The organism is Kitasatospora sp. NPDC048365 (assembly GCF_043200835.1).
Taxonomy (GTDB): domain Bacteria; phylum Actinomycetota; class Actinomycetes; order Streptomycetales; family Streptomycetaceae; genus Kitasatospora; species Kitasatospora terrestris.
In genome coordinates this window covers 18,898-45,207 of the sequence record NZ_JBICYJ010000033.1, presented here as the reverse complement: position 1 = coordinate 45,207, position 26,310 = coordinate 18,898, and the positions used below count along the sequence as shown (strand labels likewise).

Sequence of the window (26,310 nt, the reverse complement as noted above, 5' to 3'; positions counted from 1 at the left end):
GAGGTCGGCGGAGGGCGGCCGCGCGGGCCGTACGGACGTGGCGAGGGTTACGCGGCCGCCGGGGCCGCGCCGGGGGCCCTCGGCCGGCGGCGGCCCCGGGCGTCCGGGTCGCGCTGGGGGAGGAAGGCGGTGCGGAAGGCCCGGCGGCGCAGGGTCGCGGCGCGGACGGCGGCCGGCGCGCGGGCGCCGAGCAGGCGGGCCGCGGCGAGGGTGCCGGCGACGGCCCCCGCGAGCAGCACGAGGGCTGCCGCGGCGGCGACGGCGGTCAGGGCGCTCGGGCCCTGCAGCAGGTCGCCGGTCAGCACCCGGAGGACGGCGAGCAGCAACGCGACCAGTGGCACGGGCTCGACCTCCTCCGGGTCCGGGGCTGACTGCTCCTCATCCTACGCACCCGCCGGGACGTACCCGGAGGGTTCCGTCAGAGCCGGACGACCGTCGCGGTGGCGGCGGAGGCGCGGGCCGCTTCGAGGACGGCGAGGGTGGCGACCGCGTCGCGGGGGTTCACCGGGGCCGGGCTGCGCTCGGCGAGGGAGCGGGCGATGCCGGCGTAGTACGCCGGGTAGTCGCCCGGGTCGGTGGGGACGGGGGCGGACTCCTCGTCGGTGCCGAGGGTGCCGTAGTGCGCGGGGTCGTCGGCACCCCACGGCACCCGGGCGTCGGGGCGCAGGCCCGCCCGGAGGGCGTCCTCCTGCGGGTCCATGCCGAACTTCACGTACCCGGCGGAGTCGCCGAGGACGCGCAGGCGCGGGCCGCCGAGCGGGGCGAGGGCGCTGGTCCACAGGTGCGAACGGACGCCCGAGCCGTGGCTGAGCGCGAGGAACGCGTCGTCGTCGACCACCGCGCCGTCCCGGCGGACATCGATCTCCGCGTACACCGACTCGACCGGGCCGAACAGGGTCAGTGCCTGGTCGACCAGGTGGCTGCCCAGGTCGTACAGGGTGCCGCCGACCTCCGCCGGGTCGGCCAGCTCCCGCCAGCCCGGCTTCGGCTTCGGCCGGAAGCGCTCGAACCGGGACTCGAAGCGGTGCACCCGGCCCAGCGCCCCCTCGTCGACCAGCCGCTTGGCGGTCAGGAAGTCGCCGTCCCACCGGCGGTTCTGGAAGACGGACAGCAGGATGCCGGACTTCTCCGCGAACTCGCACAGGTCGCGGGCCTCGGCGGCGGTCGCCGCGAGCGGCTTGTCGACGACGGTGGCGAGGCCCGCGAGCAGGGCGGCGCGGGCGAGCGGGACGTGGGTGCGGTTCGGGGACGCGATCACGACCAGGTCGAACTGCTCGGCGGAGGCGAACAGCTGCTCCGGGGTGTCCAGGGCGCGGGCCTCGGGGTGCTCGCGCCGCAGCTGGGCGCGGCGGTCGGGGTTGGCGGTGACCACCGCGTCCAGCCGCAGTCCGGGGGTGGTGGCGATCAGCGGGGCGTGGAAGGCGGCGCCTGCCAGGCCGTAGCCGATCAGGCCGACGCGGAACGGGCTCTCGGAGGGGAAGGTCATGCGTCTCACTCAACCACGGGAGGGGTGGCGGGGAGGGCACGGGAAGCGGGGGCGCGCCGGGCGCTCCGCGGGGGTGTCAGCGGGGGTGTCAGTGGGGGCGGCGGCGGTGGGCGCCGCGGCCGCGGGTGATGACGGCGATGGTGCCGCCGACGAGGAGCAGGGTGGCGCCCAGGGTGAGGAGGGTGCCGCTGGTGCGGGAGCTGCCGGTCTGGGCGAGCTGGTGGGGTGCGGGGGCGGTCGGGACGGCCGGGGCGGTGGGGGAGGAGGGCGGGGTGGTGGTCACGGCGGCGGCGGGGACGGGCGCCGGGGTGGGGGAGGAGGTGCCGGGCGACGCGGTGGGGGTCGGGGTGGGCGTGGTGGGCCGGGGGGTCGGGGTGGCGGGGGCCGGGCCGGTGCCGGTGGTGGCGCCGTCGAGGACGACGTCGGAGCAGGAGTAGAAGGCCTCGGGGCTGTCCGAGCGCTGCCAGATCGCGTAGATCAGCTGGCGGCTGGTGCGGCCGGTGGGGATGCGGCCGGGGAGGAGGTAGGAGCCGTCGGTGAGCCGGGGGTCGGTGACGGTGAGGAAGGGGGTGGTCTCCAGGTCGGCCCAGCGCAGCGGCTTGGTGGGGTCGTATCCGGCGTTGGTGAGGTACAGCCGGAAGGTGCCGCGGTGCGGGGCGGTGGCGCGGTAGCGGAGGGTGACGTCGCTGCCGGGGGTGAGGTGGGTGGCGTTCCAGTCGGCGCGGGGGAGGTCGAGGCCGGCGAACTCGGGGGCGCCGGCGCTGCACAGCTTGCCGTCGGGGACGAGTTCGCGGTGGCGTCCGGCCGCGTCGCCGATCCGGACGCCGTTCCAGTCGTACATCGCCTGGGTGCCGCCGGTGCGGATCGCGGCGGCGCAGGCGGCCGACTTCGGGTGTTCGGGGCCCTCCAGGTAGCAGCCCTCGACCCGGCTGAGCGGGTTCTCCATGGATCCGTGGGCGGCGGCGGTGCCGGAGCCGAGGACGGTGGTGGCGGCGGTGAGCGCGAGGACGGTGGCGGTGCGGCGGAGCGGCATGAGGGTGTTCCTCCGAGGGCGGTGCGGGTGGCTCGGAATGAGGACGCTAGCCGTACGGGGAGCGGGAGTTGAGGGTGGCTCAGTGCGGTTAGGAGAGGTTTAAGGCTGCGTTGAGGCGGGGCGGGGTCCGTCCGCCTGGCGGTCGGGACTGCCGTCCGGGGGGCGCCCGGACTAGGCTGGGGCCGTTGGGGCAGCCAGTTGTTCGACATCGCAAGACCTCAGGAGACATGCCCGTGGCAGACCGCAAGCCCATCGAGTCGTGGCTGACCGACATGGACGGCGTCCTCATTCACGAGGGGACGCCGATTCCCGGTGCGAAGGAGTTCCTGCGCAAGCTGCAGGAGTCCGGCAAGCCCTTCCTGGTGCTGACCAACAACTCGATCTACACCCCGCGCGACCTGTCCGCGCGCCTGGCCGGGATGGGCCTGGACGTGCCGGAGGACCGGATCTGGACGTCCGCCCTGGCCACCGCCAACTTCCTGAAGAGCCAGCGCCCGGGCGGCACCGCGTACGTGATCGGCGAGGCCGGCCTGACCACCGCCCTCTACCAGGCCGGGTACGTGCTGACCGACAAGGACCCGGACTACGTGGTGCTGGGCGAGACCCGCACCTACAGCTTCGAGGCGCTCACCAAGGCGATCCGCCTGATCAACGACGGTGCCCGGTTCATCTGCACCAACCCGGACGAGACCGGCCCCTCCACCGAGGGCGTGCTGCCGGCCACCGGGTCGGTCGCGGCGCTGATCACCAAGGCGACCGGGGTGGAGCCGTACTTCGTCGGCAAGCCGAACCCGCTGATGATGCGCGAGGCGCTGAACACGGCCGGCGCGCACTCGGAGACGGCCGCGATGATCGGCGACCGGATGGACACCGACGTGGTCTCCGGCCTGGAGGCCGGCATGCAGACGGTGCTGGTGCTCACCGGTCTGACCGCGCCGGAGGACGTCGAGCGGTTCCCGTACCGCCCGACCCGGGTGGTCAAGTCGATCGCCGACCTGATCGACGAAATCTAGTCACGACCAGCGAGAAGCCCCGCCGGAACGCCACCGGCGGGGCTTCGTCGCTGCCGACGGGGGGACGGAAGGCATGGAGGAGAAGCGGGTCACCTGGGCGGAGCTCTACTTCGACCTGGTGTTCGTGTTCGCGGTGACACAGGTGTCGCAGCTGCTGCACCACCACCACGACTGGGCGGGGGCCGGGCGGGCGCTGATCGCGTTCGTCCCGGTGTACTGGTGCTGGGTCGGCACCACGGTGCAGGCCAACATCCGGGACGTGGACAACGCCCGCGACCGGATCGGGATCTTCGCGGTGGGCCTCGGCGGGCTGTTCATGGCGCTCGCCCTGCCCGGCGCGTACGGCGGGCGCGGGGTGCTGTTCGGCGCCGCGTACTGGGCGGCCCGGCTGGTGCTGCTCGGGATGCTGATCCGCCTGCGCGGCGTGTGGAACGGCCCGTACGGGGTCGGGGCGCTGGTCAGCGGTCCGCTGCTGCTGGCCGGCGGGCTGCTGGAGTCGCCGTGGCGGGAGGCGCTGTGGGCGACGGCCGCACTGCTGGACCTGTCCGCGCCGCTGCTGTTCCGGCGCCGGCTGGCCGCGGTCGACTACCACCCGGGCCATCTGCCGGAGCGGTTCGGCCTGTTCCTGCTGGTGGCGCTCGGCGAGTCGATCGTCGGGATCGGCGGGCCGGTCGCCGGGTCGGACCTGCACGGTGCCCAACTGGTGTCCGTGGCGCTGGCGTTCGTCATCTCGTGCGCGCTGTGGTGGCTGTACTACGGCTTCGCCGCCGACGCGATGCGCTACGCGGTGGAGACCGCCGGTTCGCGGCGGGACATGATCCGCCGGGTGTTCCAGTACGGCCACCTGGCGCTGATCGGCTCGGTGATCGCGGTCGCCGTCGGCTTCGGCGAGACGGTGGCCGAGCCGCACGCCGCGCTCGGCGCCGGCACGCTCGGACTGCTGTACGGCGGCAGCGCGCTGTACCTGCTGAGCTTCAGCTACACCCGGTGGATGATGTTCGGGAAGCTCTCCCCGACCCGGCTGGTCGCGGCGGGCGCCCTGCTGGTGCTGCTGCCGCTGACGGTCCGGCTGCCCGCGCTGGTGGCGCTGGGCGCGCTGGCGGTGCTGATGGTCGGGCTGAACGTCTGGGAGAACGTCCGGGTGGCGCGGGCTGTCAGCGCGGGTGTGTAGCGTTCAACCAACGCACGACGCACAGAGCACGACGCACGACGCAGCGAATGTCGCACCGGAGGTAGGTAGACGTGACGGATCTGGCCGAGACGGCTGTGGGCACCGACCTGGAACTGCCCGAGTCCTGGCGGGCAGTGCTCGCCGACGAGACCGCCAAGCCGTACTTCGCCCAGCTGGCCGCCTTCGTGGCCGGGCAGCGCGCCGAGCACGAGGTCTTCCCGCCGGCCGGGCAGGAGTTCTCGGCGCTCGCCGCGACGCCGTACGACAAGGTCCGGGTGCTCGTCCTCGGGCAGGACCCGTACCACGACAACGGCCAGGCCCACGGCATGAGCTTCTCGGTCCTGCCGGGGACGAAGATCCCGCCGTCGCTGCGCAACATCTACAAGGAGCTGGACGCCGACCTCGGCGTCCCCGCCCCCGACCACGGCTACCTGATGCACTGGGCCGAGCAGGGCGTGCTGCTGCTCAACGCGGTGCTCACGGTGCGGGCGCACGAGCCCAACTCGCACAAGGCCAAGGGCTGGGAGAAGTTCACCGACGCGGTGATCAAGGCGGTCAGCGACCGCGAGGAGCCCTGCGTCTTCGTGCTGTGGGGCAACTACGCGAAGAAGAAGCTGCCGCTGATCGACACCGAGCGCCACGTGGTGGTCCAGGGCGCCCACCCGTCGCCGCTGTCGGCGAAGCTGTTCTTCGGCAGCAAGCCGTTCTCGCAGATCGACGCCGCGCTCGACGGCTTCGGCACCGAGCCGATCGACTGGCGCATCCCCGCCGTCGAGGCCTGAGCGCGGACGCCTACGCGCCGGGCCTCCTGATCCGCTGGTACTCGGCGTCGATCTGTTCATAGGTCAACCCTCGGCACACCCAGAGAAGTTCGGCGGTGTCGGCGTGTGCCGGGGGGACCGGCGGTGCGGGCTCGGCGGGGGTCGGCAGGCCGACCAGGACCGCCAGGTCGTCGCGGGGCAGTCCCACCATGACGGCCAGGCCGTTCAGGGCCTCGGTCGTCATCCCGGTGCGGCCGTTCCCGAATCCGTGGACGGTCACCCCGGACAGGCCGGGGCCGTCCAGGAGGTGGAGGATCGGTGCGGCGGCGCTGCGCAGGTTGCGGTTGTCCAGCAGGCCGAGCAGGAGTCCACCGGGGCCGAACCGGTCCGGATACGGTCGCCGGGGCGGGGTGGTCCGCTCGTGCTGCGGCAACGAGCGCAGCCGGTCGAGGAGTTCGGACCGTTCCGCAGCGGGCAGTTCGAGGAAGTCCTGGACCAGGGACGAGAGGACGTGCCCGATCCGGGAGTCCAGCGGGGCGAGTTCCTCGGGGACCGGGAGGCCGGCCAGGACCAGCAGGTCCTGCTCCCGCAGGCCGAGCGCGACGGCGTCGTACGGCGGCTGCGGGAGCGGGAGCCCGCGCCGTTCGGCGTAGCGGGCGAGGCGGTCGGGGAGATCGGGCAGCATGCGGGCAGCGTACGGCCCCGAGCCCGTCAGTCGGTGAGGAGTTCGGGTTCGGTGGCGGCGCGGACCTCGTCGAGGGTGTGGCCGGGGGCGACCTCGACCAGGCGCAGGCCCTCGGGGAGGACGTCGATCACCGCGAGGTCGGTGACGATGCGGTGCACGACGCGGCGGCCGGTGGCGGGCAGGTTCAGCTCGTCGACGATCTTCGGGGTGCCGTCCTTGGCGGTGTGCTCCATCACCACGATCAGCCGGCGGGCGCCGTGGACCAGGTCCATCGCGCCGCCCATGCCCTTGACCATCTTGCCGGGGATCATCCAGTTGGCCAGGTCGCCGCTGGCGGAGACCTGCATCGCGCCGAGCACCGAGACGTCGATCCGGCCGGCCCGGATCATGCCGAAGGAGAACGCCGAGTCGAAGTAGGAGGCGCCGGCGTCGACCGTCACGGTCTCCTTGCCGGCGTTGATCAGGTCGGGGTGGACGCCGGCCTCCGCGGGGTAGGGGCCGACGCCGAGGATGCCGTTCTCGGAGTGCAGCACCACGTGCACGCCGGCGGGCAGGTGGTTGGGGATCAGGGTGGGCAGGCCGATGCCCAGGTTGACGTACTGGCCGTCGCGCAGTTCGCGGGCGGCGCGGGCGGCGAGCAGGTCGCGCGGGTCGGAGGCGGCGAGCATCAGTTCTCCTCGGGGGCGGCGGTGCGGACGGTGCGGCGCTCGATCCGGCGGTCCGCGGGGTCGGCGGCGACCACCCGGTCCACGTACACGCCGGGCAGGTGGACGGCGTCCGGCGGCAGCTCGCCGGGCTCGACGATCCGGTCGGCCTCGACCACGGTGATCCGCCCGGCGGTGGCGCACAGCGGGTTGAAGTTGCGGGCGGCGGCGTGGAAGGCGCAGTTGCCGTGCCGGTCGGCGACCTCGGCGCGGACCAGCGCGAAGTCGGCGGTGATGCCCTCCTCCAGCAGGTAGCGGCGGCCGCCGAACTCGCGGACCTCCTTCGGCGGGGAGGCGAGGGCCACCGAGCCGTCGGCGGCGTACCGCCAGGGCAGCCCGCCCTCCTCGACCTGGGTGCCGACGCCGGCCGGGGTGAAGAACGCCGGGATGCCCGCGCCGCCCGCCCGCAGCCGCTCGGCCAGGGTGCCCTGCGGGGTCAGTTCCACCTCCAGCTCGCCGGACAGGTACTGCCGGGCGAACTCCTTGTTCTCGCCGACGTAGCTGGAGGTCATCCGGGCGATCCGGCCGGCCCGCAGCAGCAGGCCGAGGCCCCAGTCGTCCACCCCGCAGTTGTTGGAGACCACCCGTAGCCCGGCCGTCCCGGCCTCGACCAGGGCGCCGATCAGGGTGGAGGGGATGCCGCACAGCCCGAAGCCGCCGACCGCCAGCACCGCGCCGTCGGGAATGTCCGCCACGGCGCGCGCGGCGGAGTCCAGGACCTTGTCCAAGGGGTCACCTCTGGAGGGAGAGACGGGGAGTTTTCCGGCACCACCCTCGCCGCAGCCCCGGCCCCTTTCCATGGCGGTACGGGCCATGGGGCGTCCCGGTCCGGTGTGCGCCGCCCACACTCCCGGGGCGGAGGTGCGGCGACATGGCGCACGGGCACACAACGGGTCGCCGCGGTACGTGGCCCCGTCACATGTCGCCGCGCGGGCGGTGACCCTACGGTTCCGGCATCCACCAGCACTTGCACCCTCAGGAGCCGCCCCCATGTCTCGTACGGACGCCACCCCCGGATCCGCCCGGCGCCTCGCCGTGATGGCGGCCTGCGGCCTGCTCGCGGTGGGCTGCGCCAAGGCCGGCACCGCCGGCACCGGCAGTGCCGACAGCGGCTCCAAGGCCCCGGTCCAGGTCGGCCTGGTGTACAGCAAGACCGGCCCGCTGGCCGCGTACGGCAAGCAGTACCTGGAGGGCTTCAAGGCCGGCCTGGCCTACGCCACCAAGGGCACCAACGCGGTCGACGGCCACCCGGTCGAGATCGCCGAGCAGGACGACGCCGGCGACCCGGCCAAGGCGGTCTCCGGCGCCAAGGACCTGATCGGCAAGGGCGCGAAGATCCTGGCCGGTTCGACCGCCTCGGGCGTGGCCCTGCAGGTCGGCCCGATCGCCGCGCAGAACAAGGTGCTGTTCATCTCCGGCCCGGCCGCCGCCGACAAGGTCACCGGCCTGAACAAGTACACCTTCCGCTCCGGCCGCCAGTCGTACCAGGACATCCGCACCGCGGCCTCGTTCATCGGCAAGGACGCCAAGGGCAAGAAGGTCACCGTGCTGGCCCAGGACAGCGCCTTCGGCCAGGCCAACGTGGCCGCCGTGAAGGCGGTGCTCGGCGCCGAGGGCGCGACGGTGGACGCGGTGCTCGCCCCGCCGTCCGCGACCGACCTCACCCCGTTCGCCACCCAGGCCAAGGGGTCCAAGCCGGACCTGCTGTTCGTCGCCTGGGCCGGCGACACCGCCTCCGCGCTGTGGACCTCGCTCTCCCAGCAGGACGTCTTCTCCGCCACCCAGGTGGTCACCGGCCTCGACCTGGCGGCCTCCTACCCGCTGTTCGGCCAGGCCGGCGAGAAGATCTCCTTCCTGAACCACTACTTCGCGGGCGCCGCCGGCTCCAACGAGGTCGAGGTGGCAATGACCGACGCCGTCACCAAGGCCGGCTCCAAGCCGGACATCTTCACCCCCGACGGCTTCACCGCCGCCCAGATGGTGGTGCACGCCCTGCAGTCCACCAAGGGTGCCACCGCCGACACCGACGCGCTGGTGAAGTCCCTGGAGGGCTGGAGCTTCGACGGCGTCAAGGGCAAGCTGACCGTCCGGGCCGAGGACCACGCCCTGCTGCAGCCGATGTTCCAGGTCAAGCTGACCGGTTCCGGCGCGGCCGCCAAGCCGACCGTGGTGAACACCGTCCCCGCCGACCAGGTGGCGCCCCCGGTCGCCCCGATGGCGGGTTGATCCAGGTGTCGACTCCCGTCCCCGTGCTGCGGCTGAACGGCCTCGGCTGGTCCGTCCGGGGCGTGCCGATCGTGGAGGACGTCTCCTTCGAGGTCGGTGAGGGCGAGTTCGTCGCCTTCATCGGCCCGAACGGGGCGGGAAAGACCTCCCTGTTCAACCTGATCAGCGGCATCTACCCGGCGAGCCACGGCTCGCTGGAGCTGGACGGCGCCGACGTCACCGCCGAGCCCGTGCACGCGCGGGCCCGGCGGGGCCTCGGCCGGACCTTCCAGACCTCCTCGCTGTGGGCCGGGCTGACCGTCGCCGACCACGTCCGCCTGGCCGCCCAGGCGGCGGCCGGGCCGCGTGCCTCGTACCGGATCTGGCGCCGCGCCGAGCGGTACGCGCAGCAGGTCGCCGAGACCCTGGAGCGCACCGAACTCGCGGACCGCGCAGAGGCGTTGGCCGGTTCGCTGTCGCACGGCGAGAAGCGCAAGCTGGAACTCGCGGTGCTGCTGGTCTCCGACCCGCGGCTGATCCTGCTGGACGAGCCGATGGCCGGTGTCAGCGCCGAGGAGGTGCCCGCCCTGGTCGAGCTGATCCGCTCGGTGCACAAGGAGCAGGGCCGCACGGTGCTGATGGTCGAGCACCACATGGACGTGCTGCTGGGTCTGGCCGACCGGCTGGCGGTGATGCACCACGGCACGCTGCTCGCCCTGGACACCCCCGCCGCCGTGATGGCCGACGAGACCGTCCAGCAGGCCTATCTCGGGGAGGCGTTGTGAGCCCGCTGCTGTCCGCCCGCGACCTGCGGGTGGTGATCGACGGCCTGCACATCCTGCACGGCGTGGACCTGGACGTCGCCCCGAGCGGTGTCACGGCCCTGCTGGGGCGCAACGGCGCCGGCAAGACCACCACCGTCAAGGCGCTGCTCGGCCTGGTGCCGCGCACCGGCGCGGTGGCCTTCGACGGCGCGGAGATCGGCGCGCTGCCCACGCACCTGATCGTGCGCCGGGGGATCGGCTACGCGCCGGAGGACCGCGGGATCTTCGCCGGCCTCACCGTCGCCGAGAACCTGCGCCTGGCCGAGCGGGACACCGCGCCGGCGTACGACCTGGTCCACGAGCTGTTCCCGGAACTGAAGCAGCGCGCGGGCCAGTTGGCGGGGAGCCTGTCCGGCGGGCAGCAGCAGATGGTGGCCATCGGCCGCACCCTGCTGAACGGCAACCGGCTGATCGTCGCCGACGAGCCCACCAAGGGCCTCGCCCCGAAGATCGTCGCCGAGGTCGCCGACGTACTGGCCCGGGTCGCCGAGACCGTACCGGTGCTGCTGGTCGAGCAGAACCTGGCCCTGGTCCGCCGGGTCGCCGGGACCTGCGCCGTCCTCGCCGACGGCCGCACCGCCCACCAGGGCGACGCCGCCGAACTGCTCGCCGACGAGGACGCCGCCCGCCGGCTGCTCGGCGTCGGCAGCCACCGCCCCGCCCCCGAGGTGACCCCCTGATGAACACCATCGTCCTGCTCGCCTGCACCGGCCTCGGCCTGGGCGCGCTCTACTTCCTGGTCGCCAGCGGCCTGTCGCTGATCTTCGGCCTGATGGACGTGCTGAACTTCGCCCACGGCGCGCTGCTGTCGATCGGCGCGTACGCCACCTGGTGGGCCGCCACCGAGGGCGGCATGGGCTTCTGGCTCGCGGTGCTGTTCGGCACCGTGGTCGGCACCGCCGCGGCGGTGCTGCTGGAGCTGGTGCTGATCCGCCCGCTGTACTCCCGGCCGCGGGACCAGATCCTCGCCACCGTCGGCGTCGGGCTGGCGCTGCCCGCGCTGCTGATGGGCGTCTGGGGCGCCGACGCGCGGCCCTTCCCGCAGCCGGAGGCGCTCTCCGGCACGGTGCGGCTGCTGGGCGCCGTCGTCCCGGTCAACCGCTTCGTGCTGATGGGCGCGGCGGTGCTGGTGCTGGTCGCGCTGCGGCTGTTCCTCGCCCGGACCCGCTACGGCCTGATCGTGCGGGCCGGGGTCGAGGACCGGGCGATGGTCACCGCGCTGGGCATCGACGTCCGCAAGGCGTTCACGCTGGTCTTCGCGATCGGCGGCGCCGCCGCGGCGCTCGGCGGGGCGCTGGCCGGCCTGTACTTCGGCTCGGTCAACCCCTCGCAGGGCACCGGGCTGCTGATCTTCGCGTTCGTGGTGGTGGTGATGGGCGGGATGGGGTCGGTGACCGGTGCCGCGGTCGCGTCCGTCGCGGTCGGCCTGGTCCAGCAGTTCGCCAACTACTACACCGCGGCGGGGCTGGGCGACCTGTCGGTCGTCGTCCTGCTCGCCGTGCTGCTGCTGGTGCGGCCGCGCGGACTCACCGGGAGGCTCGCATGACCGTTCACCTCAAGCGCTGGTGGCCGGTGGGCCTGCTGGTCCTGCTGCTGGTCGCGCCGTACAGCGCGCTGCCGCTGCCCGGGCTGCTGGACGGGCCGCTGGGCAGCCCCGGCAGCCTCCAACTCATCGCCCTGTGCCTGGTCTACGGCGCCCTCGCCAGCGGCTACGACCTGCTGCTGGGCCGCACCGGCCTGCTCTCCTTCGGCCACGCGCTGTACTTCGCCACCGGCCTGTACGCCACCGACCTGGCCATGCTCGAACTCGGCCTGGGCTTCGTGCCCGCCGCGCTGTTCGGCGTCGCCTGCTCCGTCGCGCTGGCGCTGCTGCTCGGCTCGGTCAGCCTGCGGGTCACCGGCATCGGCTTCTCCATGGTCACCCTGGCCTTCGCCCAGGCCGGCGCGATCCTGGTGCAGCGCAACCCCGGCGGGCTGACGGGTGGTGAGGAGGGCCGCTCGGCGCCCGCCGAGCACCTGCCCGACGCCCTGGTCGGCATCGGCAACACCGCCAACCTGTACTGGATCGCGCTGGCCTACCTGGTCCTCACCCTGGCCGTCGTCCACTGGACGGTCTCCTCGCCCACCGGCCGCATCTGGGCCGGCATCCGCGAGAACGAGCGCCGGATCGAGGTGCTGGGCCTGCGCCCGTACGGTTTCAAGCTGGTCGCCTTCGTGGTCGCGGGCGGCCTGGCCGGCGCCGGCGGCGTGGTCTACCTGCTCCTCACGGGCGGGGCCACGCCGCAGGCGGCGAGCTCGGACGCGACCCTCGCGCTGCTGGTGATGGTCGTCCTCGGCGGCTCCGGCACCCGCTGGGGCCCGCTGCTCGGCGGCGTGCTCTACACCTGGGCCGCGCACCGGCTCGGCGACCTCGCCACCTCGGACGCCGTCGGCGACCTGCCGGGCGTGCTGCGGGTGCCGCTCTCCCAGCCGCTGTTCCTGCTCGGCGCGCTGTTCGTGGCCGTGGTCTACCTGCTGCCCGGCGGCCTGGCCAAGCTGCCCGCCCGGCTCCGCGCCGGACGCGCCGTCCGTACCCTGGACGTCCCCGCCGCTCCCGTCACCGAAGGTGCCGCATGACCGAGTCGACGCCGTACCAGGAACTGACCGTCCCCGTGCCCGGCGGGGAGCTCGCCGTGCTGCACTGGCCCGCCGCCGACCCGGGCGCGCCGGTGGTGGTCGCCGTCCACGGCATCACCGCCAACGCCCTGGCCTGGGCCGCGGCCGCCCGCCTGCTCGCCGGGCGGGTCCACCTCTACGCCCCCGACCTGCGGGGACGTGCCGCCAGTCGGACGGTCGGCGGGCCGTACGGCCTGGCCCGGCACGCGGACGACGTCGCGCTGCTGATCGCCCACCTGGGCGCGGGCCCGGTGCGCCTGGTCGGCCACTCGATGGGCGCCTGGGTCTCCGCGCTGACCGCCGTCCGGCACCCGGAGGCGGTCGAGCGCCTGCTGCTGGTGGACGGCGCGGTCACCTTCCCGCTGCCCGAGGGGGTGGCCGAGGACGACCTGCTGGCCGCCGTCCTCGGCCCGGCGCTGGCCCGGCTGTCGATGACCTTCCCCGACCGCGAGGCGTACCGCGCGTTCTGGCGGCAGCACCCCGCGATGGCCGACTGGACCGCCGAGCTGGACGCCTACACCCAGCGCGACCTGGTCGGCGAGGAGCCGGAGCTGACCTCCTCCTGCGTCCCGGAGGCGGTCCGGCTGGACGGCGGCCAGGTGCTGGTCGACCCGGAGGCCGCCGCGGCCGTCCGCAAGCTGCCCTGCCCCGCCGAACTGCTGTGGGCGGAGCGCGGCCTGCTGGACGAGCCGCAGGGCCTCTACGACGCCGGCCGGATCGCCCTCGCGGACCTGCCGATCCCGGCCGCGCCCGTCCCGGACACCAACCACTACTCGATCATCGCCACCGAGGCGGTGGCTCAGCGGCTGCTCGGCTGAGCCGCCGTCAGCAGCAGGTCCACCAGCCGCTCCGCCGCGTCCGGACGCCCCAGCGTCCGGGCGCGGTACGCCATGTCCGCACGGCGGGCCGGGTCGGCGAGCAGCGGGGCCACGGCCTCGGCGAGGTGACCGGCGGTCACCTCGCCGAGCAGCGCGGCGGCCGCGCCGGCGCTCTGCAGGTGCTGGGCGTTGTGGGCCTGCTCGTTGCCGGCCGAGGAGGCCAGCGGGACGAGCACGGAGGCCTTGCCCAGGGCGGTCAGCTCGGCGACCGTGCCGGCGCCGCTGCGCGAGACCACCACGTCCGCCAGGGCCAGCACGTCCGGGAGTTCGGCGCCGACGAAGCCGGTGACCAGGTAGCGGCCGGCCAGCTCCGGGGGCAGCTCGGCGGCGCGCCGGCGCAGCTCGGCCTCGTGGGCCGGGCCGCACTGGTGGACGACGTTGGCCTGCGGCAGCAGCCACGGCAGGAGCTCGGCGACCAGGCCGTTGATCTGGGCCGAGCCCTGGGCGCCGCCGGTGACGTAGACGGTGGGGCGGGCGCGGTCGAAGGCCCACAGGCCGAGCGTCTGGACGGCCTTGTCCGGGTGCCCGGCGAGCACCTCGGGCCGGACCGGGTTGCCGGTCACCACGGCCCGCTCCCGGGCGCCGCCCGGCAGGTACTGCAGCGTCGACTCGGAGGAGACGGCGAACGCGGTCGCGGCCCGGGCGAGCCCGCGGTTGGCCAGCCCGAGGCGGACGGTCTGCTCGTGCACCACCAGCGGCCGGCGGCACATCTTCGCGGCCAGGCCGACCGGCACGGCGACGTACCCGCCGGTGGCCAGCACCACGTCCGGCCGGAAGCCGGAGACGACCGAGCGCGCCTGCACGACCCCCAGCGGCACCCGCGCCATGTCCCGCAGGTTGGCCGGGGAGAGCAGCTTCAGCGGGTTGCTGCTGCGCCGGATCTTGCCGGTGGCGACCGTGGTGAACGGGATCCGCTCGGCGGTGGTGACCCGGGCCTCCAGGCCGTCCGGGGTGCCGACCCACAGCACCTCCAGCGTCCGGCCGGCGGCCGCGAGCCGCGCCTGGAGGGTGCGGACCGCGGTGAGTGCCGGGTAGGTGTGGCCGCCGGTGCCGCCGCCCGTGACGATCAGTCGAAACGAAGTCATGTCGGAGATGATCTCAGCCCGCGGTGCCGAGGAAGGACTGCCAGCCGCCGGCGGGGGCCTGGCCCACGCCCAGGGTGCGGAGCTTGCGCAGGGTGGACTGGTCCTGGACCTCCAGCCACTCGACCAGCTGCCGGAAGGACACCAGGCGGACGTCGGGCTTGCCGGCGATCTCCTTGATGGTCATCTCCACGGCGTCCATGTAGATGCCGCCGTTCCACTGCTCGAAGTGGTTGCCGATGAAGACCGGCGCCCGGTTGGTGGTGTACGCGCGGTTGAAGCCGGCCAGGTAGGCGTCGCGGGCCTGGGTGCGCCAGGCGTCGTACTTGGCCGGGTCGCCCTTGGTGGAGCCGCCCGACTGGTTGGCGAGGATGTTGTAGTCCATCGAGAGGACCTGGAAGCCGTGGCCGGGGAAGGGCATGCCCTGCAGCGGGAAGTCCCAGATCTTGCCGTCCTGCACCTTCTGCGGCCAGATCTGCAGGCCGCCGGGGGAGCTGGCGTCGTACTTCCAGCCGAGCTTGGCGGCGGTCGGCAGCAGGGCCTTCTGGCCTTCGAGGCAGGGGGTGCGGCCGCCGATCAGCTCCTTCTTGTAGTCGAAGGGGAGCGGGTCGACGTCGGTGATGCCGGTGTTGGTCTTCCACTGGGTGACGAAGCCGACGGCCTGCTGGATCTCGTTCTCCCAGTCCTCCGGCGTCCACTTGTTGACGCCGTTGCCGTCGGAGCGGGTGGAGCAGAAGTGGCCGTTGAAGTGGGTGCCGATCTCGTGGCCGGCCAGCCAGGCCTGGCTGATCAGCTTGAGGGTGTTCTTGACCGCGCCCTCGGACAGGAACGGGATGTCGGAGGCGCCGACGCTGTGCTTCGGCGGGTGGTAGAGGTTCGACTTGTCCTTCGGCAGCGTGTAGATGCCGGACAGGAAGAAGGTCATCGCCGCCTTGTGCTCCTGGGCGACCTTGAGGAAGCGGCTGAACTGGCCGTCGTCGGTGCCGCCGGCGCCGTCCCAGGAGAAGACCACGAACTGCGGCGGCGTCTCGCCGGGCTTGAGCTTCTCGGGCTTGGGCTGGTTGGGCTGGGGGCCAGTGTCCGCGGTGGAGCCGTCGCCGATCGGCGTGCCCTTGGCGGTGGACTTGGCGGGGGCCGCGGTGACCGCGGCGTCCCCGGCCGGGCCGCCGCTGCCGCTCCGACCGCCGCTGCCGCCGGTGGAACAGGCGGTGACGGCGCCCAGGGCCGCGGTGGCCGCCGCGCTGCTCAGGACGGTCCTGCGCGAGATGGTGCTCATGGTCTCCCCTGCCGCGAAATCGGACATTCGGCCGTTAATGCCACCCAAGGATGGTACGGGCCGCGGACGGCGCCGGCGGCTTCCGTCCTCCATCACGCGAACGGGGACGTGCCGGATCCCGGACCGGCCGGTCTGTTGCCGTCCTGAGACAGAAACGGGCAGAAGGGGTCAGACCGCGAGCTCGCGGCGGCGGCGCCGGACCAGCTGGGCGATGCCGCTGCTGATCGCGGTGGCGGCCGCGCAGGAGATCGCGAAGCTCAGCCACGCGGTGTCGAACCAGTGGCTGTTCAGCCAGCCGAGGCTGACGATGTAGCCGGCCCACAACACGGCGGCCACCGCCGACCAGCGCAGGAACGTCCGGGAGAGGTCGGGGGAGTGGCCGACGGCCAGGTCGAGCACGGTCCGCCCGGCGGGGACGAAGCGGGCGACGATCACCAGCGCGGCGGCCCGCCGGGTGGTCCGCCCGGCGAAGCTGCGCTGGACGCGTTCCACGCTCGCCGCCAGCTTCGGCCGGTGGGCGAGGCGCCGCTGGACGGCGGGGGCGCTGCGCCGGGCCAGCTGGAGCAGCAGCAGGTCGCCCAGGAAGGACGCGGTGGCCACCCCGGCGGCCAGCAGCAGCGGGGAGCCCTCGGTCTGCGAGGTGCGCAGGACGGCCAGGATCACCAGGGTGCCACTGGGGATGAAGGGGAGCAGGGCGTCGCCGAGGACGGCGACGAGCGCCAGCGCGCAGATCCACGCCGGGCCGATGACCGCGATGGCGTCCAAGGTCGTACTCCCTCCGTACCGCCCCGGGGAGGTCGGTACTGCGGGTGTCAACGCTAGCCCCTGAACCTTTCATGCCCTGAAGCACCCCCCTGTGGCACGGCTCACCGCTACGGGTGACGCCGCTCGCCGGGGCCGGGGCGTGCGAAAGCCCCCGGGCGGGGTGCCGCTCCGGGGGCTCATGGGATCGAACGACGCTGGTCGAGCCCGCCGATCAAACGCAGGTGTGCGGGGTGCGGGTATGCAGCCCGCACTGATCACCAAGCATGCCCTGCCCCGGGCGGTGCAAGGAGCCGTCGGGCCTGGCGACTTCCCGCGCTGGCGTGAGTCCGCCACGCTCCGTCGCCACCCGGGTACACCGGGAACACCCGGCGGGCCGCGCCGGTTGTGCACCGACGGCACGGATACGAGAGGACGGACCGGATGAGCAGCCCAGAGGACCGCGCGGAGGAGATCAGGGGCCGGGCGGCCGGAACGGCACCCGCCCCGCTGTCGATCCTGGACCTGGCCACGGTCGGCGCCGGGTACAGCCCCGGGGAGGCCCTGGCGGCCACCACCGAGCTGGCCCGCGGCGCCGAGCAGTGGGGGTACCACCGCTTCTGGGTGGCCGAGCACCACGGCATGCCCGGCGTCGCCAGCTCCACCCCGGCGGTGCTGCTCGCCCACCTCGGCGCGCACACCTCGACCCTGCGGCTGGGCTCCGGCGGCGTGATGCTGCCCAACCACGCGCCGCTCGCCGTCGCCGAGCAGTTCGGCCTGCTGGAGGCCCTGTACCCGGGCCGGATCGACCTGGGCCTGGGCCGCGCCCCCGGCACCGACCAGGCGACCGCCCGGGCACTGCGCCAGGGCCGCACCGACGGCCCGGAGGACTTCCCGACCCAGCTCGCCGAGCTGACCCACTTCCTGGACGGCGACTTCCCGGACGGCCACCCGTACGCCCGGCTGAGCGCCGTGCCGCAGGGGCCGTCCCGGCCGCCGGTGTGGCTGCTCGGGTCGTCCGGGTTCAGCGCCCGGCTGGCGGCCCGGCTCGGGCTGCCGTTCGCCTTCGCGCACCACTTCAGCGCGCAGAACACGGTGCCCGCGCTCGACCTGTACCGGGAGGAGTTCCGGCCCTCCGCGGTGCTGGAGAAGCCGTACGCGCTGATCGGGGTGAGCGCGGTGGCGGCGGACGGCGAGGCGGCCGCGGTGCGCCTGGCCCGCTCGGCGGGGCTCGCGATGCTGCGGCTGCGCCAGGGCCGGCCGGGCCTGATCCCCACCCCGGCGGAGGCCGAGGCGTACCCGTACACCGAGGTGGAGGCGGAGTTCCTGGAGAGCTGGCTGGGCAACGTGGTGCTCGGCGAGCCCGCCCGGGTCGCCGAGGGGCTGGAGGCGCTGCGCCGGCGGACGGGCGCGGACGAGCTGATGGTCACCTCGCACATCCACGGGCACGAGGCGCGGCTGCGGTCCTACCGGCTGATCGCCGAGGCGTACGGGCTGACCGGCTGACGGGCCGGTCGGCGGGGTGGGTGGCGGTCGGGCTCAGGGCCGCGGGCGGTTCTCGCGCAGTATGGCGGCGACCAGCTCGGCCTCGCCGGGGCGGGCGAAGTACCAGCCCTGTGCGGTGTCGCAGCCGGTCAGCCGGAGCCGTTCGGCCTGGGCGGCGTTCTCGATGCCCTCGGCGGTGACGGTCAGTCCGAGGGCGTGCGCCAGCTGGACCATCGCGCCGACGATCTGCTCGTCGGCGTCGGCGCGGTGGCCCGGCGGCGGCTTGGCGCCGTCGCGGAACGCCTCGATGAAGGTGCCGTCCAGCTTGAGCACGTGGACCGGCAGCCGGGAGAGGTAGGCGAGGTTGGAGTAGCCGGTGCCGAAGTCGTCGATGGCGATCCGCACGCCCATGTCGGCGAGCTCCTGCAGCGCCTGCGAGGGGCGGCCGCCGGGGCCGAGCACGGCGCTCTCGGTGATCTCCAGCTGGAGCAGCCGGGCGGGCAGCCCGGTGAGCTCCAGCACCCGGGCGACGTCGCCGACGATGTCGGAGTCCCAGATCTGGCGGGCCGCCAGGTTGACGCTGACGAAGGTCTCGGTGTCGGGGAACTCGGCCAGCCAGCGCCGGGCCTGACGGCAGGACTCCTCCAGCACCCACCGGCCCAGCGGCACGATCGCCCCGGACTCCTCGGCGAGCGGGATGAAGCGGTCCGGCGAGAGCGTCCCGTACCGGGGGTGGACCCACCGGACCAGGGCCTCGGCGCCGCGCACCGCGCCGTCCGAGAGGCCGACCAGCGGCTGGTACTCGACGGTGAACTCGCCGCGCTCCAGCGCCGGGCGCAGCGCGGTGGCGAGCAGGTGGCGGGTCAGCTGGTCGGCGCCGCGGTCCTGGTCGTAGAGCGTCCAGCGGGCCCGGCCGTCCGCCTTGGACCAGTACAGCGTGGAGTCGGCGTCCCGCAGCAGGTCGGTGGGGTTGGAGCCGTGCACCGGCCGCTCCACCACGCCGATCGACGCGGTGACCACCAGCCGGTGCCCGGCCACCTCGAAGGGCCGCTCCAGCGCCTCGATCAACGCCCCGGCGAGAGCGGTGAGTTGATCGCCGTCCCGGCTGTCCGTCACCAGCAGCGCGAACTCGTCGCCGCCGAGCCGGGCCACCGACTGGCCCTCGGTGCGGGCGAATCCGTGCTCCAGCCGGGCCGCGACGGCGACCAGCAGCTGGTCGCCGATCTGGTGGCCGAGCGTCTCGTTGATCGCCGCGAAGCCGTCCAGGTCCACGTAGCACAGGCCGACCCGGCGGGGGCCGCCGGTCTCCGGCGCGTCGAAGACCGCCTCCAGCCGCTCGAAGAAGAGCGTCCGGTTCGGCAGCCGGGTCAGCGGGTCGTGCAGCGCCTGGTAGGCCAGCCGGTCACCGAGCTTGCGCTGCTCGCTGACGTCCTCGAACATCGCCAGGGTGTACTGCGGCTGCCCGGCGTCGTCGCGGATCAGCGAGATGGTGACGCGGGACCACACCTCGTGGCCCGCCCGGTGCTTGAGCCGCTTCTCCACCACCACCCGGTCCCGCTCGCCGCGGACCAGCTCCCGGTAGAGCCGGCGGGGCGTCTCCTCCGGGTCGATGACGGTGTGGATGTGCTGGGCCACCAGGTCCGGCACCTCGCGGCCGAGCATCGCCGCGAACGCCGGGTTGATCTCCAGGAACAGGTCGTCGGTGTCGATCAGCGCCATGCCGATCCCGGCGTCCAGGAACGCCGCCCGGAACCGGGATTCGCTCGCCCGCAGCGCGGCCAGCAGGTGCTCGGTGTCGCCGCCGATCAGCGTGCCGCAGGTCGCGCACGGGGCCTGCACGGTCTCCACGGTGAGCGGGCCGGCACGGTGCGTGCCGTGGACGTGGCGCAGGGGATCGTGCCGCACGCCCAGTCGGTGTGCGTCGGCCCCCTCGTTCCGGCCCGGCACGGCACGCTCCCGTCCGCTGACACTGATCCACGGTCGGCTGCCCGAACCGCGGTGGCGGGCGGCGAGCGGCGCTCGGGCCGCCTCGGGCCACTGCCGCTGATCATAGATCGCGCGCCGAACCGGTCGCGACCGCCGGCAGGGTGATTCGGCAGGTTTCGCGCAGAGCGTGTGCGCATGCGGCGGAAGCGGCGGTGGAAGCGGCGACGGGAACGGCGACGCCCCCGGGGCCGCCGTGCGGGCGGTCCGGGGGCGCGTGGTCCGTCCGGGATGTGACGGATCGTACGGAGATCAGCCCAGGCTGGCGGTGAGCGTGATCGTGGTGCCGGTCAGCGCCTTGCTGACCGGGCAGTTGGCCTTGGCGTCCTCGGCCAGCTTCACGAAGCCCGCCTCGTCCAGGCCGGGGACCTCGCCGACCACCGTCAGGTGGACGCCGGTGATGCCGGTGCCCGGCTGGAACGTCACGTCCGCCTTGGTGTGCAGCGCGGTGGGCGGGTTGCCGGCGCCGGCCAGGGCGTGCGAGAGCGCCATCGAGTAGCAGGCGGAGTGCGCGGCGGCGATGAGCTCCTCGGGGCTGGTCTTCCCGTTCGGCTCCTCGGAACGGGCCGGCCAGGACACCTGGTACGTGCCGAGGCCGGAGGAGTCGAGGGTCACCTCGCCCTTGCCTTCGAGCAGGTTGCCCTGCCACTCCGTGTGCGCGGTGCGGGTGGTTGCCACGGGGGATACCTCCTGTGCTGGGGGCTGTACGTGCCGTGCCGCCCACCCTAGTCCGTTCGGCGTTCCACATCGTGGACTTGGGCCGATATGCGGGGGAGTCGGCAGGTCGTCCCCTGTTAGATTGGCGCTGGCCCGACGCACGCCGCCCCCTGGGCCCGCGCCGGGCGTGCCACCCCTGCCCCGCGAAGCCCCGGAGCCCCGATGACGGACCAGCCCACGACCCCCGCCACCACCGAGGGGATCGGCCAGTCCGTACGGGCCGAGCTGACCGCCCTGCGGCAGTCGATCGACAACATCGACGCCGCCGTCGTCCACATGCTCGCCGAGCGCTTCAAGGCCACCCAGAAGGTCGGGGAGCTCAAGGCCGAGCACCGGCTGCCGCCCGCCGACCCGGCCCGCGAGCGCGAGCAGATCAAGCGGCTGCGGGAGCTGGCCGCGGGCGCGCACCTCGACCCGGTCTTCGCGGAGAAATTCCTCAATTTCATCATCGCCGAGGTGATCAGGCACCACGAGGCGATCGCCGAGGACGCGGCCGGGGACTCGGCCGGGGACGTCAACGCCGGTTAAAACCCGGATTTCGCCGGGGCGGGCGGGCGCGGCTAGCGTGCTGTCCTTCGACGCTCCCGGCCCGGAAAAGGCGGTACGGCCCGATGGCCAAACGGAAGCCCTGGTGGATCGAGCTCCCGGTGATGGCGGCCGTCGGTCTCGCGATCGCCCTGCTGATCAAGACCTGCCTGTTCCAGGTGTTCTCCATCCCGTCCGGCTCGATGGAGAACACCCTGAAGGTCGGCGACCGGGTCGCCGTCGACAAGCTCTCCCCGCTGTTCGGCTGGGAGCCCGCGGCCGGGGACAAGATCGTCTTCCGTGACCCGGGCGGCTGGCTGCCGCCCGAGCCCGAGCGCGGCGCGTTCGCGAAGGGGCTCAGCTTCGTCGGACTGCTGCCGCCCGCCGGTGACGAGTACCTGGTCAAGCGCGTGATAGCGACCGGCGGACAGACGATCGCCTGCGCCGGCACCACCCTCACCGTGGACGGCCACCCGGTGGCCGAGCCCTACCTGCACCCCGGCGACGACTCCTGCGCCGGCCTCGACTTCGGCCCGGTCACCGTCCCGGCGGGGTACGTCTGGGTCGAGGGGGACCACCGCAGCGACTCCGCGGACTCGCGCTACCACCGCGACGGCCCGGCCGGCGGCGCGGTCCCCGTCGCGGACGTGGTCGGCCCGGTCCGGGCCGTGGTCTGGCCGCTGTTCTGAAACCGGGGTGCGATGCCCCTGAGGCCGCGCTCTATTTCCCCCGCTGGGCGGCGAAGGCTCCGGCGAGGACGAGGGTGCCGCCGAGGATCTGGGGGGTGCCGAGGTGCTCGCCGAGGAGGACCCAGGCGAGGACGGTGGCGACCACCGCTTCGAGGTTGGCGACCACGCCGGCGACCGGCGGGGAGAGGTGCTGGACGGCGATGACGCCGGTCAGGTAGGCGAGGACGGTGGCGATCAGCACCATCCAGGCGGCGGGGAGCGCGGCGGGCAGCGCGTGCCCGTTCATGGTCACCGTGCCGGTGAGCACCGACCAGTCGGCCTCCCACGGCCGGGTGGTGGCGGTGAGGACGAGTGCGCCGATCAGCAGGCCGTACGCGCTGACGGCCATCGGGTCGACGGGCTTGTCGCCGCGTCGGCCGGCATCGGCGAGGACGAAGTAGCCGACCTGGCAGCAGGCGGCGCCGAGTCCGAAGAGGACGCCGAGGGCGTCGAACCGCAGCCCGTTCCAGACCTCGACCACGCAGGCGAGTCCGGCGACGGCGACGGCCGCGCCGATGGCGGCGCCGCGTCCGACGGGCTTGCGCTGCACGAACTTCACGTAGCCGAGCAGGAGCGGCGGCCCGAGGTACTCGATCAGCAGGGCGACGCCGACGGGGATGCGGGAGATGGAGGCGAAGTAGCAGGCCTGGACGCCGGCCACGGCGAGCAGGCCGAAGCCGATCAGGACGCCGGGCCGCTGCCGTACGGCGGCGCGGTGCTTCCAGGCGAGCGGCAGCAGGACGGCGGCGGCGCCGGCGACCCGCAGCCAGACGGTGTGGAGCGGGGAGAGCCCGGCTTCGATCAGGGGTTTCGCGGCGGTGCCCGATCCGCCGAAGGCGAAGGCGGAGACCAGGGCGAGGGTGAGTCCGGCGGTGAGGGCGGGCCGCGCCGCGGCCGCCGGGGCGGCGGGCGGGGCGTCGGTGGAGGGGCGGGTCTGGCTGGGCACCGGGGCATTGTGTCAGCCGGACCCGCCCCTTCGTAAGGTGCTATCTCGCAGTTTGGTCCTGCTCGATCCGGGTGGTGCCGTCCACGGCGCCCTCCCCGTCGGGCGACGGGGTCTGGGTGGGCTTCCTGGTCGGCGAGGCACCGCTGCTCGGCGTGGCGGTGGCGCTCGGGGTGCCCGGGCTGCTGGGGGTGCGGCTGGGCCGGCGGCCCGGGGTGGTCGCCGCGTCGGTCGGCGTGTCGCCCGGGTCCTGCGCGGACGGGGTGGACGGGGCGGCTGGCGTGGACTCCGGGGTCGCGGACGGCGAGTCGCTCGGCGTCGCCGACGGGGTGGGGGCGACCGTGCGGTGGGCGGCCTCGGCGAAGTCGCGGACCGGCTGCCCGGCGAGCGCGGACTTCATGTACGCCGTCCAGATCTGCGCCGGGAAGCGGCCGCCGGCCGCGCTGCCCTGGCCGCCGACGCCGTCCAGCGAGACCTGGTTGCCGGTGGTCGGGTCCTGGCCGAACAGGCCGACCACGGTGACCAGGTCCGGGGTGTAGCCGGCGAACCAGACCGACTTGGAGTCGTCGGTGGTGCCGGTCTTGCCGGCCGCCGGGCGGTTCAGCGCGGCGGCGCGCCAGCCGGTGCCGCCCTGGTCGTCGATCACGCCGCGCAGGATCGAGGTGGTGGCCCGGGCGGCGTCCTGGGAGATCGCCTGGGTGGCCTTGTGCTCGGGCAGCGCGACCTGCTCGCCGCCCTGCTGCAGGCCCTTCACCAGCCACGGGGTGATCTGCTTGCCGTCGTTGTCGATGGCGGCGTACGCCCCGGCCAGCTGCAGCGCGCTCGGCGTGGAGGTGCCGAGCGGGATCGAGGGCAGCGCCTTCAGGTTCGGGGTGGACTCGGGCAGGCCGAGCGCCACCGCGGTCTGCCGGACCTTCTCCAGCCCGGTGTCCTGGGCGAGCTGCACGAACGCCGAGTTGACCGACCAGTCGGTGGCCTGCTGCAGGCTGATCTGCCCGTAGCTGCGCTCGCCCTCGTTCGGCGGCGCGTACGGCACGCCCTTGGCGCCCTTCACCGGGCGGCGGTTGGTGCCGTCGTAGACGGTGTCGGCGGTGATCCGCTCGCCGGACTGGGTGCGGGCGCCGCTGTCGAGGGCGGCGGCCAGGGTGAGCGCCTTGAAGGTGGAGCCGGCCGGGTAGTCGGTGCGGGTGGCGTTGTCGATCCAGTGCTTGGTGGCGTCGGCGCCGCCGTACAGCGCGACCACCTGGCCGGTCTTCGGGTCGACCGAGACGGCGCCGGCCTGGGCGGCGGCGTCCGCCTTGCGCTTGGCGGGGTCGAGGCTGTCGGTGAGCTGCGCCTGCACGGAGTCCTGCAGCGCCTGCTGGCGCTTGGCGTCCACGGTGAGGGTGACGGTGTAGCCGCCCTGGGCGAGCTGCGCCTCGCTGATGATGTCGTTCGAGGTGAGGTAGTCGGTGGCGGCCTGCACCAGGTAGCCGGCCTGGCCGGACAGGCCCAGCGCGCTCTTCGGCGCCCGCACGTCCGGGAAGGCGGTGTCCGCGCGGTCGGCGGCGGACATCCAGCCCTTCTGCACCATGCCGTCCAGCACGTAGTTCCAGCGGGCCACCGCGCGCTCCTTGCCGGCGGCGGAGGCGGTGGAGACGTCGTACGCACTGGGGGCGTTCAGCAGGGTGGCGAGGTAGGCGCCCTGCGCCGGGTCCAGCTTGTCGGCGTCCACGCCGAAGTAGGCCTGCGCGGCGGCCTGGATGCCGTACGCGCCGCGGCCGTAGTACGAGGTGTTGAGGTAGCCGGCCAGGATCTCGTCCTTGGACTCGGTCGCGTCCACCTTCATCGCGATGAAGACCTCCTTGACCTTGCGGCCCAGGGTCTGCTTCTGGTTGAGGTAGGCGTTCTTCACGTACTGCTGGGTGATGGTCGACCCGCCCTGGGTGCCCTCGCCCTTCGCGGTCTTGAGCGCGGCCCGGGCCATGCCCTTGAGGTTGACCGCGCCCTCGCTGTAGAAGTCGCGGTCCTCGGCGGCGAGCGCGGCGTGCTGGGCGTCCGCGGAGACCTTGTCCAGGCCGACGATGGTGCGGTTGGTCTGGCCGGTCCGGGCGAGCACCGAACCGTCCTGGTAGAGCCAGGTGTTGGACTGCGCGGTCGCGGCGGCGTGCGCGTCCGGGACCTGCACCAGGGACACCCCCAGCGCGAACAGGCCCACGCCGAGGACCATCGACGCGACCAGGCCGGCCAGCGTCATCCTCCAGGTCGGCACCAGGCGGCGCCAGCCGGTGCGCTTCGGCCGTTTCTTCGTACTTCGGGGCACCTTGGGCTGCTCTCCTCGATTGATCGACTTGTCTGATGTTAGGGAACTATGTCCTATTTCTCCTAAGTTGATCTTTAAAGTCCGGTGAGAGTGCCGGGGTAGGGTGCCGCGCATGAAGCGTCCGAGCATCCTGTACGTGACCGACCTCGCCTATCCCGCCAGGGGGCGCCGCTACGGCGACGAGGACGTCGCGCTGACCGCGCGGCTGCGCGAGGAGTTCGACCTCGCGCTCTGCCACCCGCTGGACGCGCTCTCCCTGATGGACGGCTTCGACGCGGTCGTGGTTCGCAACAGCGGCCCGGTTGTGAACTATCTCACCGCATACGAAGAGTTCCGGGCCGAGGCCCGGCGCCGCGGCACCCGGGTCTACAACCCGCTCACCGGGCGCGGCGACATGGCCGGCAAGCAGTACCTGCTCGACCTCACCGCCGAGGGCCTGCCGGTCATCCCGACCGTCGACCGGGCCGACGCCCCGCTGCCCGACGCCGCGGAGTACGTGGTCAAGCCCAAGGACGGCGCCGACTCCATCGGCCTGGTCTTCGCCACCCGCGAGGAACTGCCCGCGGCGGTCGTCCCCGGCAGCCTGGTCCAGCCGCGGATCGACTTCCGGTACGAGGTCTCCTTCTACTACGTCGACCGCGACTTCCAGTACGCCCTGTACGCGCCCGACCCCGACCGCCGCTGGGAGCTGCGGCCCTACCCGGCCACCGCCGAGGACCTCGCCTTCGCCGACCGATTCGTCGACTGGAACGGCCTCCCGTACGGCATCCAGCGCGTCGACGCCTGCCGCACCCCGGAGGGCGGGCTGCTCCTGGTCGAGCTGGAGGACCTCAACCCGTACCTGTCGCTCGACCTGGTCGACCCCGCCACCCGGGAGCGCTTCGCCGCGGCGATGGCGGCCTCGATCCGCCGGATGCTGGCCGGCTGAGACACGACGAAGGCCCTCCCGCGTGAGCGAGAGGGCCTTCGACTGTCTGTGCGCCGCCAGGGACTCGAACCCCGGACCCGCTGATTAAGAGTCAGCTGCTCTAACCAACTGAGCTAGCGGCGCGTGCTGACAGGCAAGACCATACACGCTCGGGCCCGAGGTTTGAAATCGACTTCATCAGGGAA

At 73.6% G+C, this 26,310-nt stretch carries 26 protein-coding genes and 1 tRNA gene; 13 read left to right on the top strand and 14 right to left on the bottom strand.

Going from position 1 to position 26,310, the window contains the following annotated elements; all coding sequences use genetic code 11:
* Positions 1-47: 47 nt before the first annotated feature.
* The 3 genes from ACGFX4_RS28755 to ACGFX4_RS28745 form a co-directional block, all read right to left on the bottom strand.
* Positions 48-341 carry a DUF6412 domain-containing protein gene (locus ACGFX4_RS28755; protein ID WP_393080254.1) on the bottom strand — a complete coding sequence of 98 codons (294 nt, stop codon included), beginning with the start codon at positions 339-341 and terminating at the stop codon, positions 48-50.
* Between the two features lie 77 nt (positions 342-418).
* The gene (locus ACGFX4_RS28750; protein ID WP_393080252.1) at positions 419-1,486 is read right to left on the bottom strand and encodes a Gfo/Idh/MocA family oxidoreductase; all 1,068 of its coding nucleotides are present in this window, start codon (positions 1,484-1,486) and stop codon (positions 419-421) included.
* An 88-nt stretch (positions 1,487-1,574) separates the two neighbouring features.
* Positions 1,575-2,519, bottom strand: coding sequence for a lytic polysaccharide monooxygenase (locus ACGFX4_RS28745; protein WP_393080249.1), 945 nt, complete (start codon positions 2,517-2,519; stop codon positions 1,575-1,577).
* Between the two features lie 233 nt (positions 2,520-2,752).
* Here ACGFX4_RS28745 and ACGFX4_RS28740 point away from each other — a divergent pair, with 233 nt between their 5' ends.
* From ACGFX4_RS28740 to ung, 3 genes are all read left to right on the top strand, one after another.
* The gene (locus ACGFX4_RS28740; RefSeq protein WP_345697260.1) at positions 2,753-3,532 is read left to right on the top strand and encodes an HAD-IIA family hydrolase; all 780 of its coding nucleotides are present in this window, start codon (positions 2,753-2,755) and stop codon (positions 3,530-3,532) included.
* A 73-nt stretch (positions 3,533-3,605) separates the two neighbouring features.
* Positions 3,606-4,703: a low temperature requirement protein A gene (locus ACGFX4_RS28735; protein ID WP_393080245.1), complete on the top strand. Its 1,098-nt coding sequence runs from the start codon at positions 3,606-3,608 to the stop codon at positions 4,701-4,703.
* A 71-nt stretch (positions 4,704-4,774) separates the two neighbouring features.
* A complete protein-coding gene (ung, locus tag ACGFX4_RS28730; RefSeq protein WP_393080241.1) occupies positions 4,775-5,485 on the top strand; it encodes a uracil-DNA glycosylase in 711 nt (236 codons plus the stop codon).
* A 10-nt stretch (positions 5,486-5,495) separates the two neighbouring features.
* On the opposite strand, the gene ACGFX4_RS28725 is transcribed toward ung, so the two are convergent.
* The 3 genes from ACGFX4_RS28725 to ACGFX4_RS28715 are packed head-to-tail and all read right to left on the bottom strand — an operon-like array spanning position 5,496 to position 7,581.
* Positions 5,496-6,149, bottom strand: coding sequence for a hypothetical protein (locus tag ACGFX4_RS28725; protein WP_393080238.1), 654 nt, complete (start codon positions 6,147-6,149; stop codon positions 5,496-5,498).
* 26 nt (positions 6,150-6,175) lie between these two features.
* Positions 6,176-6,817 (bottom strand): 3-oxoacid CoA-transferase subunit B, encoded by a 642-nt coding sequence (locus ACGFX4_RS28720; RefSeq protein WP_393080235.1) that lies wholly within the window; start codon positions 6,815-6,817, stop codon positions 6,176-6,178.
* Positions 6,817-7,581, bottom strand: coding sequence for a CoA transferase subunit A (locus tag ACGFX4_RS28715; protein WP_393080233.1), 765 nt, complete (start codon positions 7,579-7,581; stop codon positions 6,817-6,819). The genes ACGFX4_RS28720 and ACGFX4_RS28715 overlap by 1 nt, the downstream gene beginning before the upstream one ends.
* Positions 7,582-7,843: 262 nt before the next feature.
* Between ACGFX4_RS28715 and ACGFX4_RS28710 the strand changes: the two genes are divergently transcribed.
* The 6 genes from ACGFX4_RS28710 to ACGFX4_RS28685 are packed head-to-tail and all read left to right on the top strand — an operon-like array spanning position 7,844 to position 13,355.
* Entirely contained in the window at positions 7,844-9,079 is a 1,236-nt protein-coding gene (locus ACGFX4_RS28710) for a substrate-binding domain-containing protein (RefSeq protein WP_393080230.1), read from the top strand.
* Between the two features lie 5 nt (positions 9,080-9,084).
* A complete protein-coding gene (locus tag ACGFX4_RS28705) occupies positions 9,085-9,843 on the top strand; it encodes an ABC transporter ATP-binding protein (protein WP_393080228.1) in 759 nt (252 codons plus the stop codon).
* Complete coding sequence (locus ACGFX4_RS28700; protein ID WP_393080226.1) at positions 9,840-10,562, top strand: ABC transporter ATP-binding protein; 723 nt, start codon at positions 9,840-9,842, stop codon at positions 10,560-10,562. The genes ACGFX4_RS28705 and ACGFX4_RS28700 overlap by 4 nt, the downstream gene beginning before the upstream one ends.
* Positions 10,562-11,428: a branched-chain amino acid ABC transporter permease gene (locus ACGFX4_RS28695; RefSeq protein WP_393080224.1), complete on the top strand. Its 867-nt coding sequence runs from the start codon at positions 10,562-10,564 to the stop codon at positions 11,426-11,428. The genes ACGFX4_RS28700 and ACGFX4_RS28695 overlap by 1 nt, the downstream gene beginning before the upstream one ends.
* Positions 11,425-12,498 (top strand): branched-chain amino acid ABC transporter permease, encoded by a 1,074-nt coding sequence (locus ACGFX4_RS28690; RefSeq protein WP_393080222.1) that lies wholly within the window; start codon positions 11,425-11,427, stop codon positions 12,496-12,498. The genes ACGFX4_RS28695 and ACGFX4_RS28690 overlap by 4 nt, the downstream gene beginning before the upstream one ends.
* Positions 12,495-13,355: an alpha/beta fold hydrolase gene (locus ACGFX4_RS28685; protein ID WP_393080220.1), complete on the top strand. Its 861-nt coding sequence runs from the start codon at positions 12,495-12,497 to the stop codon at positions 13,353-13,355. Before ACGFX4_RS28690 ends, ACGFX4_RS28685 begins: the two co-directional genes overlap by 4 nt.
* Here the strand turns inward: ACGFX4_RS28685 and ACGFX4_RS28680 are convergent.
* The 3 genes from ACGFX4_RS28680 to ACGFX4_RS28670 all read right to left on the bottom strand — a co-directional run bounded on the left by ACGFX4_RS28680 (position 13,337) and on the right by ACGFX4_RS28670 (position 16,538).
* On the bottom strand, positions 13,337-14,500 hold the full coding sequence (locus ACGFX4_RS28680) for a glycosyltransferase (protein ID WP_393080218.1): 1,164 nt from the start codon (positions 14,498-14,500) through the stop codon (positions 13,337-13,339). The two genes, ACGFX4_RS28685 and ACGFX4_RS28680, sit on opposite strands and share 19 nt — an antisense overlap.
* Before the next feature lie 13 nt (positions 14,501-14,513).
* A complete protein-coding gene (locus ACGFX4_RS28675) occupies positions 14,514-15,773 on the bottom strand; it encodes a hypothetical protein (protein WP_393080215.1) in 1,260 nt (419 codons plus the stop codon).
* A 168-nt stretch (positions 15,774-15,941) separates the two neighbouring features.
* The gene (locus ACGFX4_RS28670; RefSeq protein WP_393080213.1) at positions 15,942-16,538 is read right to left on the bottom strand and encodes a DedA family protein; all 597 of its coding nucleotides are present in this window, start codon (positions 16,536-16,538) and stop codon (positions 15,942-15,944) included.
* 420 nt (positions 16,539-16,958) lie between these two features.
* Here ACGFX4_RS28670 and ACGFX4_RS28665 point away from each other — a divergent pair, with 420 nt between their 5' ends.
* The gene (locus ACGFX4_RS28665; protein ID WP_393080211.1) at positions 16,959-18,020 is read left to right on the top strand and encodes an LLM class flavin-dependent oxidoreductase; all 1,062 of its coding nucleotides are present in this window, start codon (positions 16,959-16,961) and stop codon (positions 18,018-18,020) included.
* 33 nt (positions 18,021-18,053) lie between these two features.
* Here the strand turns inward: ACGFX4_RS28665 and ACGFX4_RS28660 are convergent, their stop codons facing one another.
* The gene (locus ACGFX4_RS28660; RefSeq protein ID WP_393080209.1) at positions 18,054-19,904 is read right to left on the bottom strand and encodes a putative bifunctional diguanylate cyclase/phosphodiesterase; all 1,851 of its coding nucleotides are present in this window, start codon (positions 19,902-19,904) and stop codon (positions 18,054-18,056) included.
* A 330-nt stretch (positions 19,905-20,234) separates the two neighbouring features.
* Positions 20,235-20,660 carry an OsmC family protein gene (locus tag ACGFX4_RS28655; protein WP_393080207.1) on the bottom strand — a complete coding sequence of 142 codons (426 nt, stop codon included), beginning with the start codon at positions 20,658-20,660 and terminating at the stop codon, positions 20,235-20,237.
* A 201-nt stretch (positions 20,661-20,861) separates the two neighbouring features.
* Between ACGFX4_RS28655 and ACGFX4_RS28650 the strand changes: the two genes are divergently transcribed.
* Positions 20,862-21,227 carry a chorismate mutase gene (locus ACGFX4_RS28650; protein WP_393080204.1) on the top strand — a complete coding sequence of 122 codons (366 nt, stop codon included), beginning with the start codon at positions 20,862-20,864 and terminating at the stop codon, positions 21,225-21,227.
* Between the two features lie 83 nt (positions 21,228-21,310).
* Complete coding sequence (gene lepB / locus ACGFX4_RS28645; protein ID WP_393080202.1) at positions 21,311-21,913, top strand: signal peptidase I; 603 nt, start codon at positions 21,311-21,313, stop codon at positions 21,911-21,913.
* 31 nt (positions 21,914-21,944) lie between these two features.
* On the opposite strand, the gene ACGFX4_RS28640 is transcribed toward lepB, so the two are convergent.
* Both ACGFX4_RS28640 and ACGFX4_RS28635 read right to left on the bottom strand, forming a co-directional pair.
* The gene (locus ACGFX4_RS28640) at positions 21,945-22,898 is read right to left on the bottom strand and encodes a DMT family transporter (RefSeq protein ID WP_393080200.1); all 954 of its coding nucleotides are present in this window, start codon (positions 22,896-22,898) and stop codon (positions 21,945-21,947) included.
* Between the two features lie 40 nt (positions 22,899-22,938).
* Entirely contained in the window at positions 22,939-25,197 is a 2,259-nt protein-coding gene (locus ACGFX4_RS28635) for a transglycosylase domain-containing protein (protein WP_393080198.1), read from the bottom strand.
* A gap of 103 nt (positions 25,198-25,300) precedes the next feature.
* Here ACGFX4_RS28635 and ACGFX4_RS28630 point away from each other — a divergent pair, with 103 nt between their 5' ends.
* On the top strand, positions 25,301-26,125 hold the full coding sequence (locus tag ACGFX4_RS28630; protein WP_393080195.1) for a hypothetical protein: 825 nt from the start codon (positions 25,301-25,303) through the stop codon (positions 26,123-26,125).
* Positions 26,126-26,174: 49 nt separating this feature from the next.
* Here the strand turns inward: ACGFX4_RS28630 and ACGFX4_RS28625 are convergent.
* A tRNA-Lys gene (locus tag ACGFX4_RS28625) sits at positions 26,175-26,248 on the bottom strand.
* Between the last annotated feature and the right edge of the window lie 62 nt (positions 26,249-26,310).

What these genes read in the sequence shown, in the direction of transcription:
- ACGFX4_RS28720 (WP_393080235.1), bottom strand. Translation starts at nt 6,817, where the DNA reads ATGCTCGCCGCCTCCGACCCGCGCGACCTGCTCGCCGCCCGCGCCGCC.
- ACGFX4_RS28735 (WP_393080245.1), top strand. Translation starts at nt 3,606, where the DNA reads ATGGAGGAGAAGCGGGTCACCTGGGCGGAGCTCTACTTCGACCTGGTG.
- ACGFX4_RS28690 (WP_393080222.1), top strand. Translation starts at nt 11,425, where the DNA reads ATGACCGTTCACCTCAAGCGCTGGTGGCCGGTGGGCCTGCTGGTCCTG.
- ACGFX4_RS28695 (WP_393080224.1), top strand. Translation starts at nt 10,562, where the DNA reads ATGAACACCATCGTCCTGCTCGCCTGCACCGGCCTCGGCCTGGGCGCG.
- ACGFX4_RS28685 (WP_393080220.1), top strand. Translation starts at nt 12,495, where the DNA reads ATGACCGAGTCGACGCCGTACCAGGAACTGACCGTCCCCGTGCCCGGC.
- ACGFX4_RS28665 (WP_393080211.1), top strand. Translation starts at nt 16,959, where the DNA reads ATGAGCAGCCCAGAGGACCGCGCGGAGGAGATCAGGGGCCGGGCGGCC.
- ACGFX4_RS28675 (WP_393080215.1), bottom strand. Translation starts at nt 15,773, where the DNA reads ATGAGCACCATCTCGCGCAGGACCGTCCTGAGCAGCGCGGCGGCCACC.
- ACGFX4_RS28710 (WP_393080230.1), top strand. Translation starts at nt 7,844, where the DNA reads ATGTCTCGTACGGACGCCACCCCCGGATCCGCCCGGCGCCTCGCCGTG.
- lepB (WP_393080202.1), top strand. Translation starts at nt 21,311, where the DNA reads ATGGCCAAACGGAAGCCCTGGTGGATCGAGCTCCCGGTGATGGCGGCC.
- ACGFX4_RS28725 (WP_393080238.1), bottom strand. Translation starts at nt 6,149, where the DNA reads ATGCTGCCCGATCTCCCCGACCGCCTCGCCCGCTACGCCGAACGGCGC.
- ACGFX4_RS28745 (WP_393080249.1), bottom strand. Translation starts at nt 2,519, where the DNA reads ATGCCGCTCCGCCGCACCGCCACCGTCCTCGCGCTCACCGCCGCCACC.
- ACGFX4_RS28680 (WP_393080218.1), bottom strand. Translation starts at nt 14,500, where the DNA reads ATGACTTCGTTTCGACTGATCGTCACGGGCGGCGGCACCGGCGGCCAC.
- ACGFX4_RS28650 (WP_393080204.1), top strand. Translation starts at nt 20,862, where the DNA reads ATGACGGACCAGCCCACGACCCCCGCCACCACCGAGGGGATCGGCCAG.
- ACGFX4_RS28750 (WP_393080252.1), bottom strand. Translation starts at nt 1,486, where the DNA reads ATGACCTTCCCCTCCGAGAGCCCGTTCCGCGTCGGCCTGATCGGCTAC.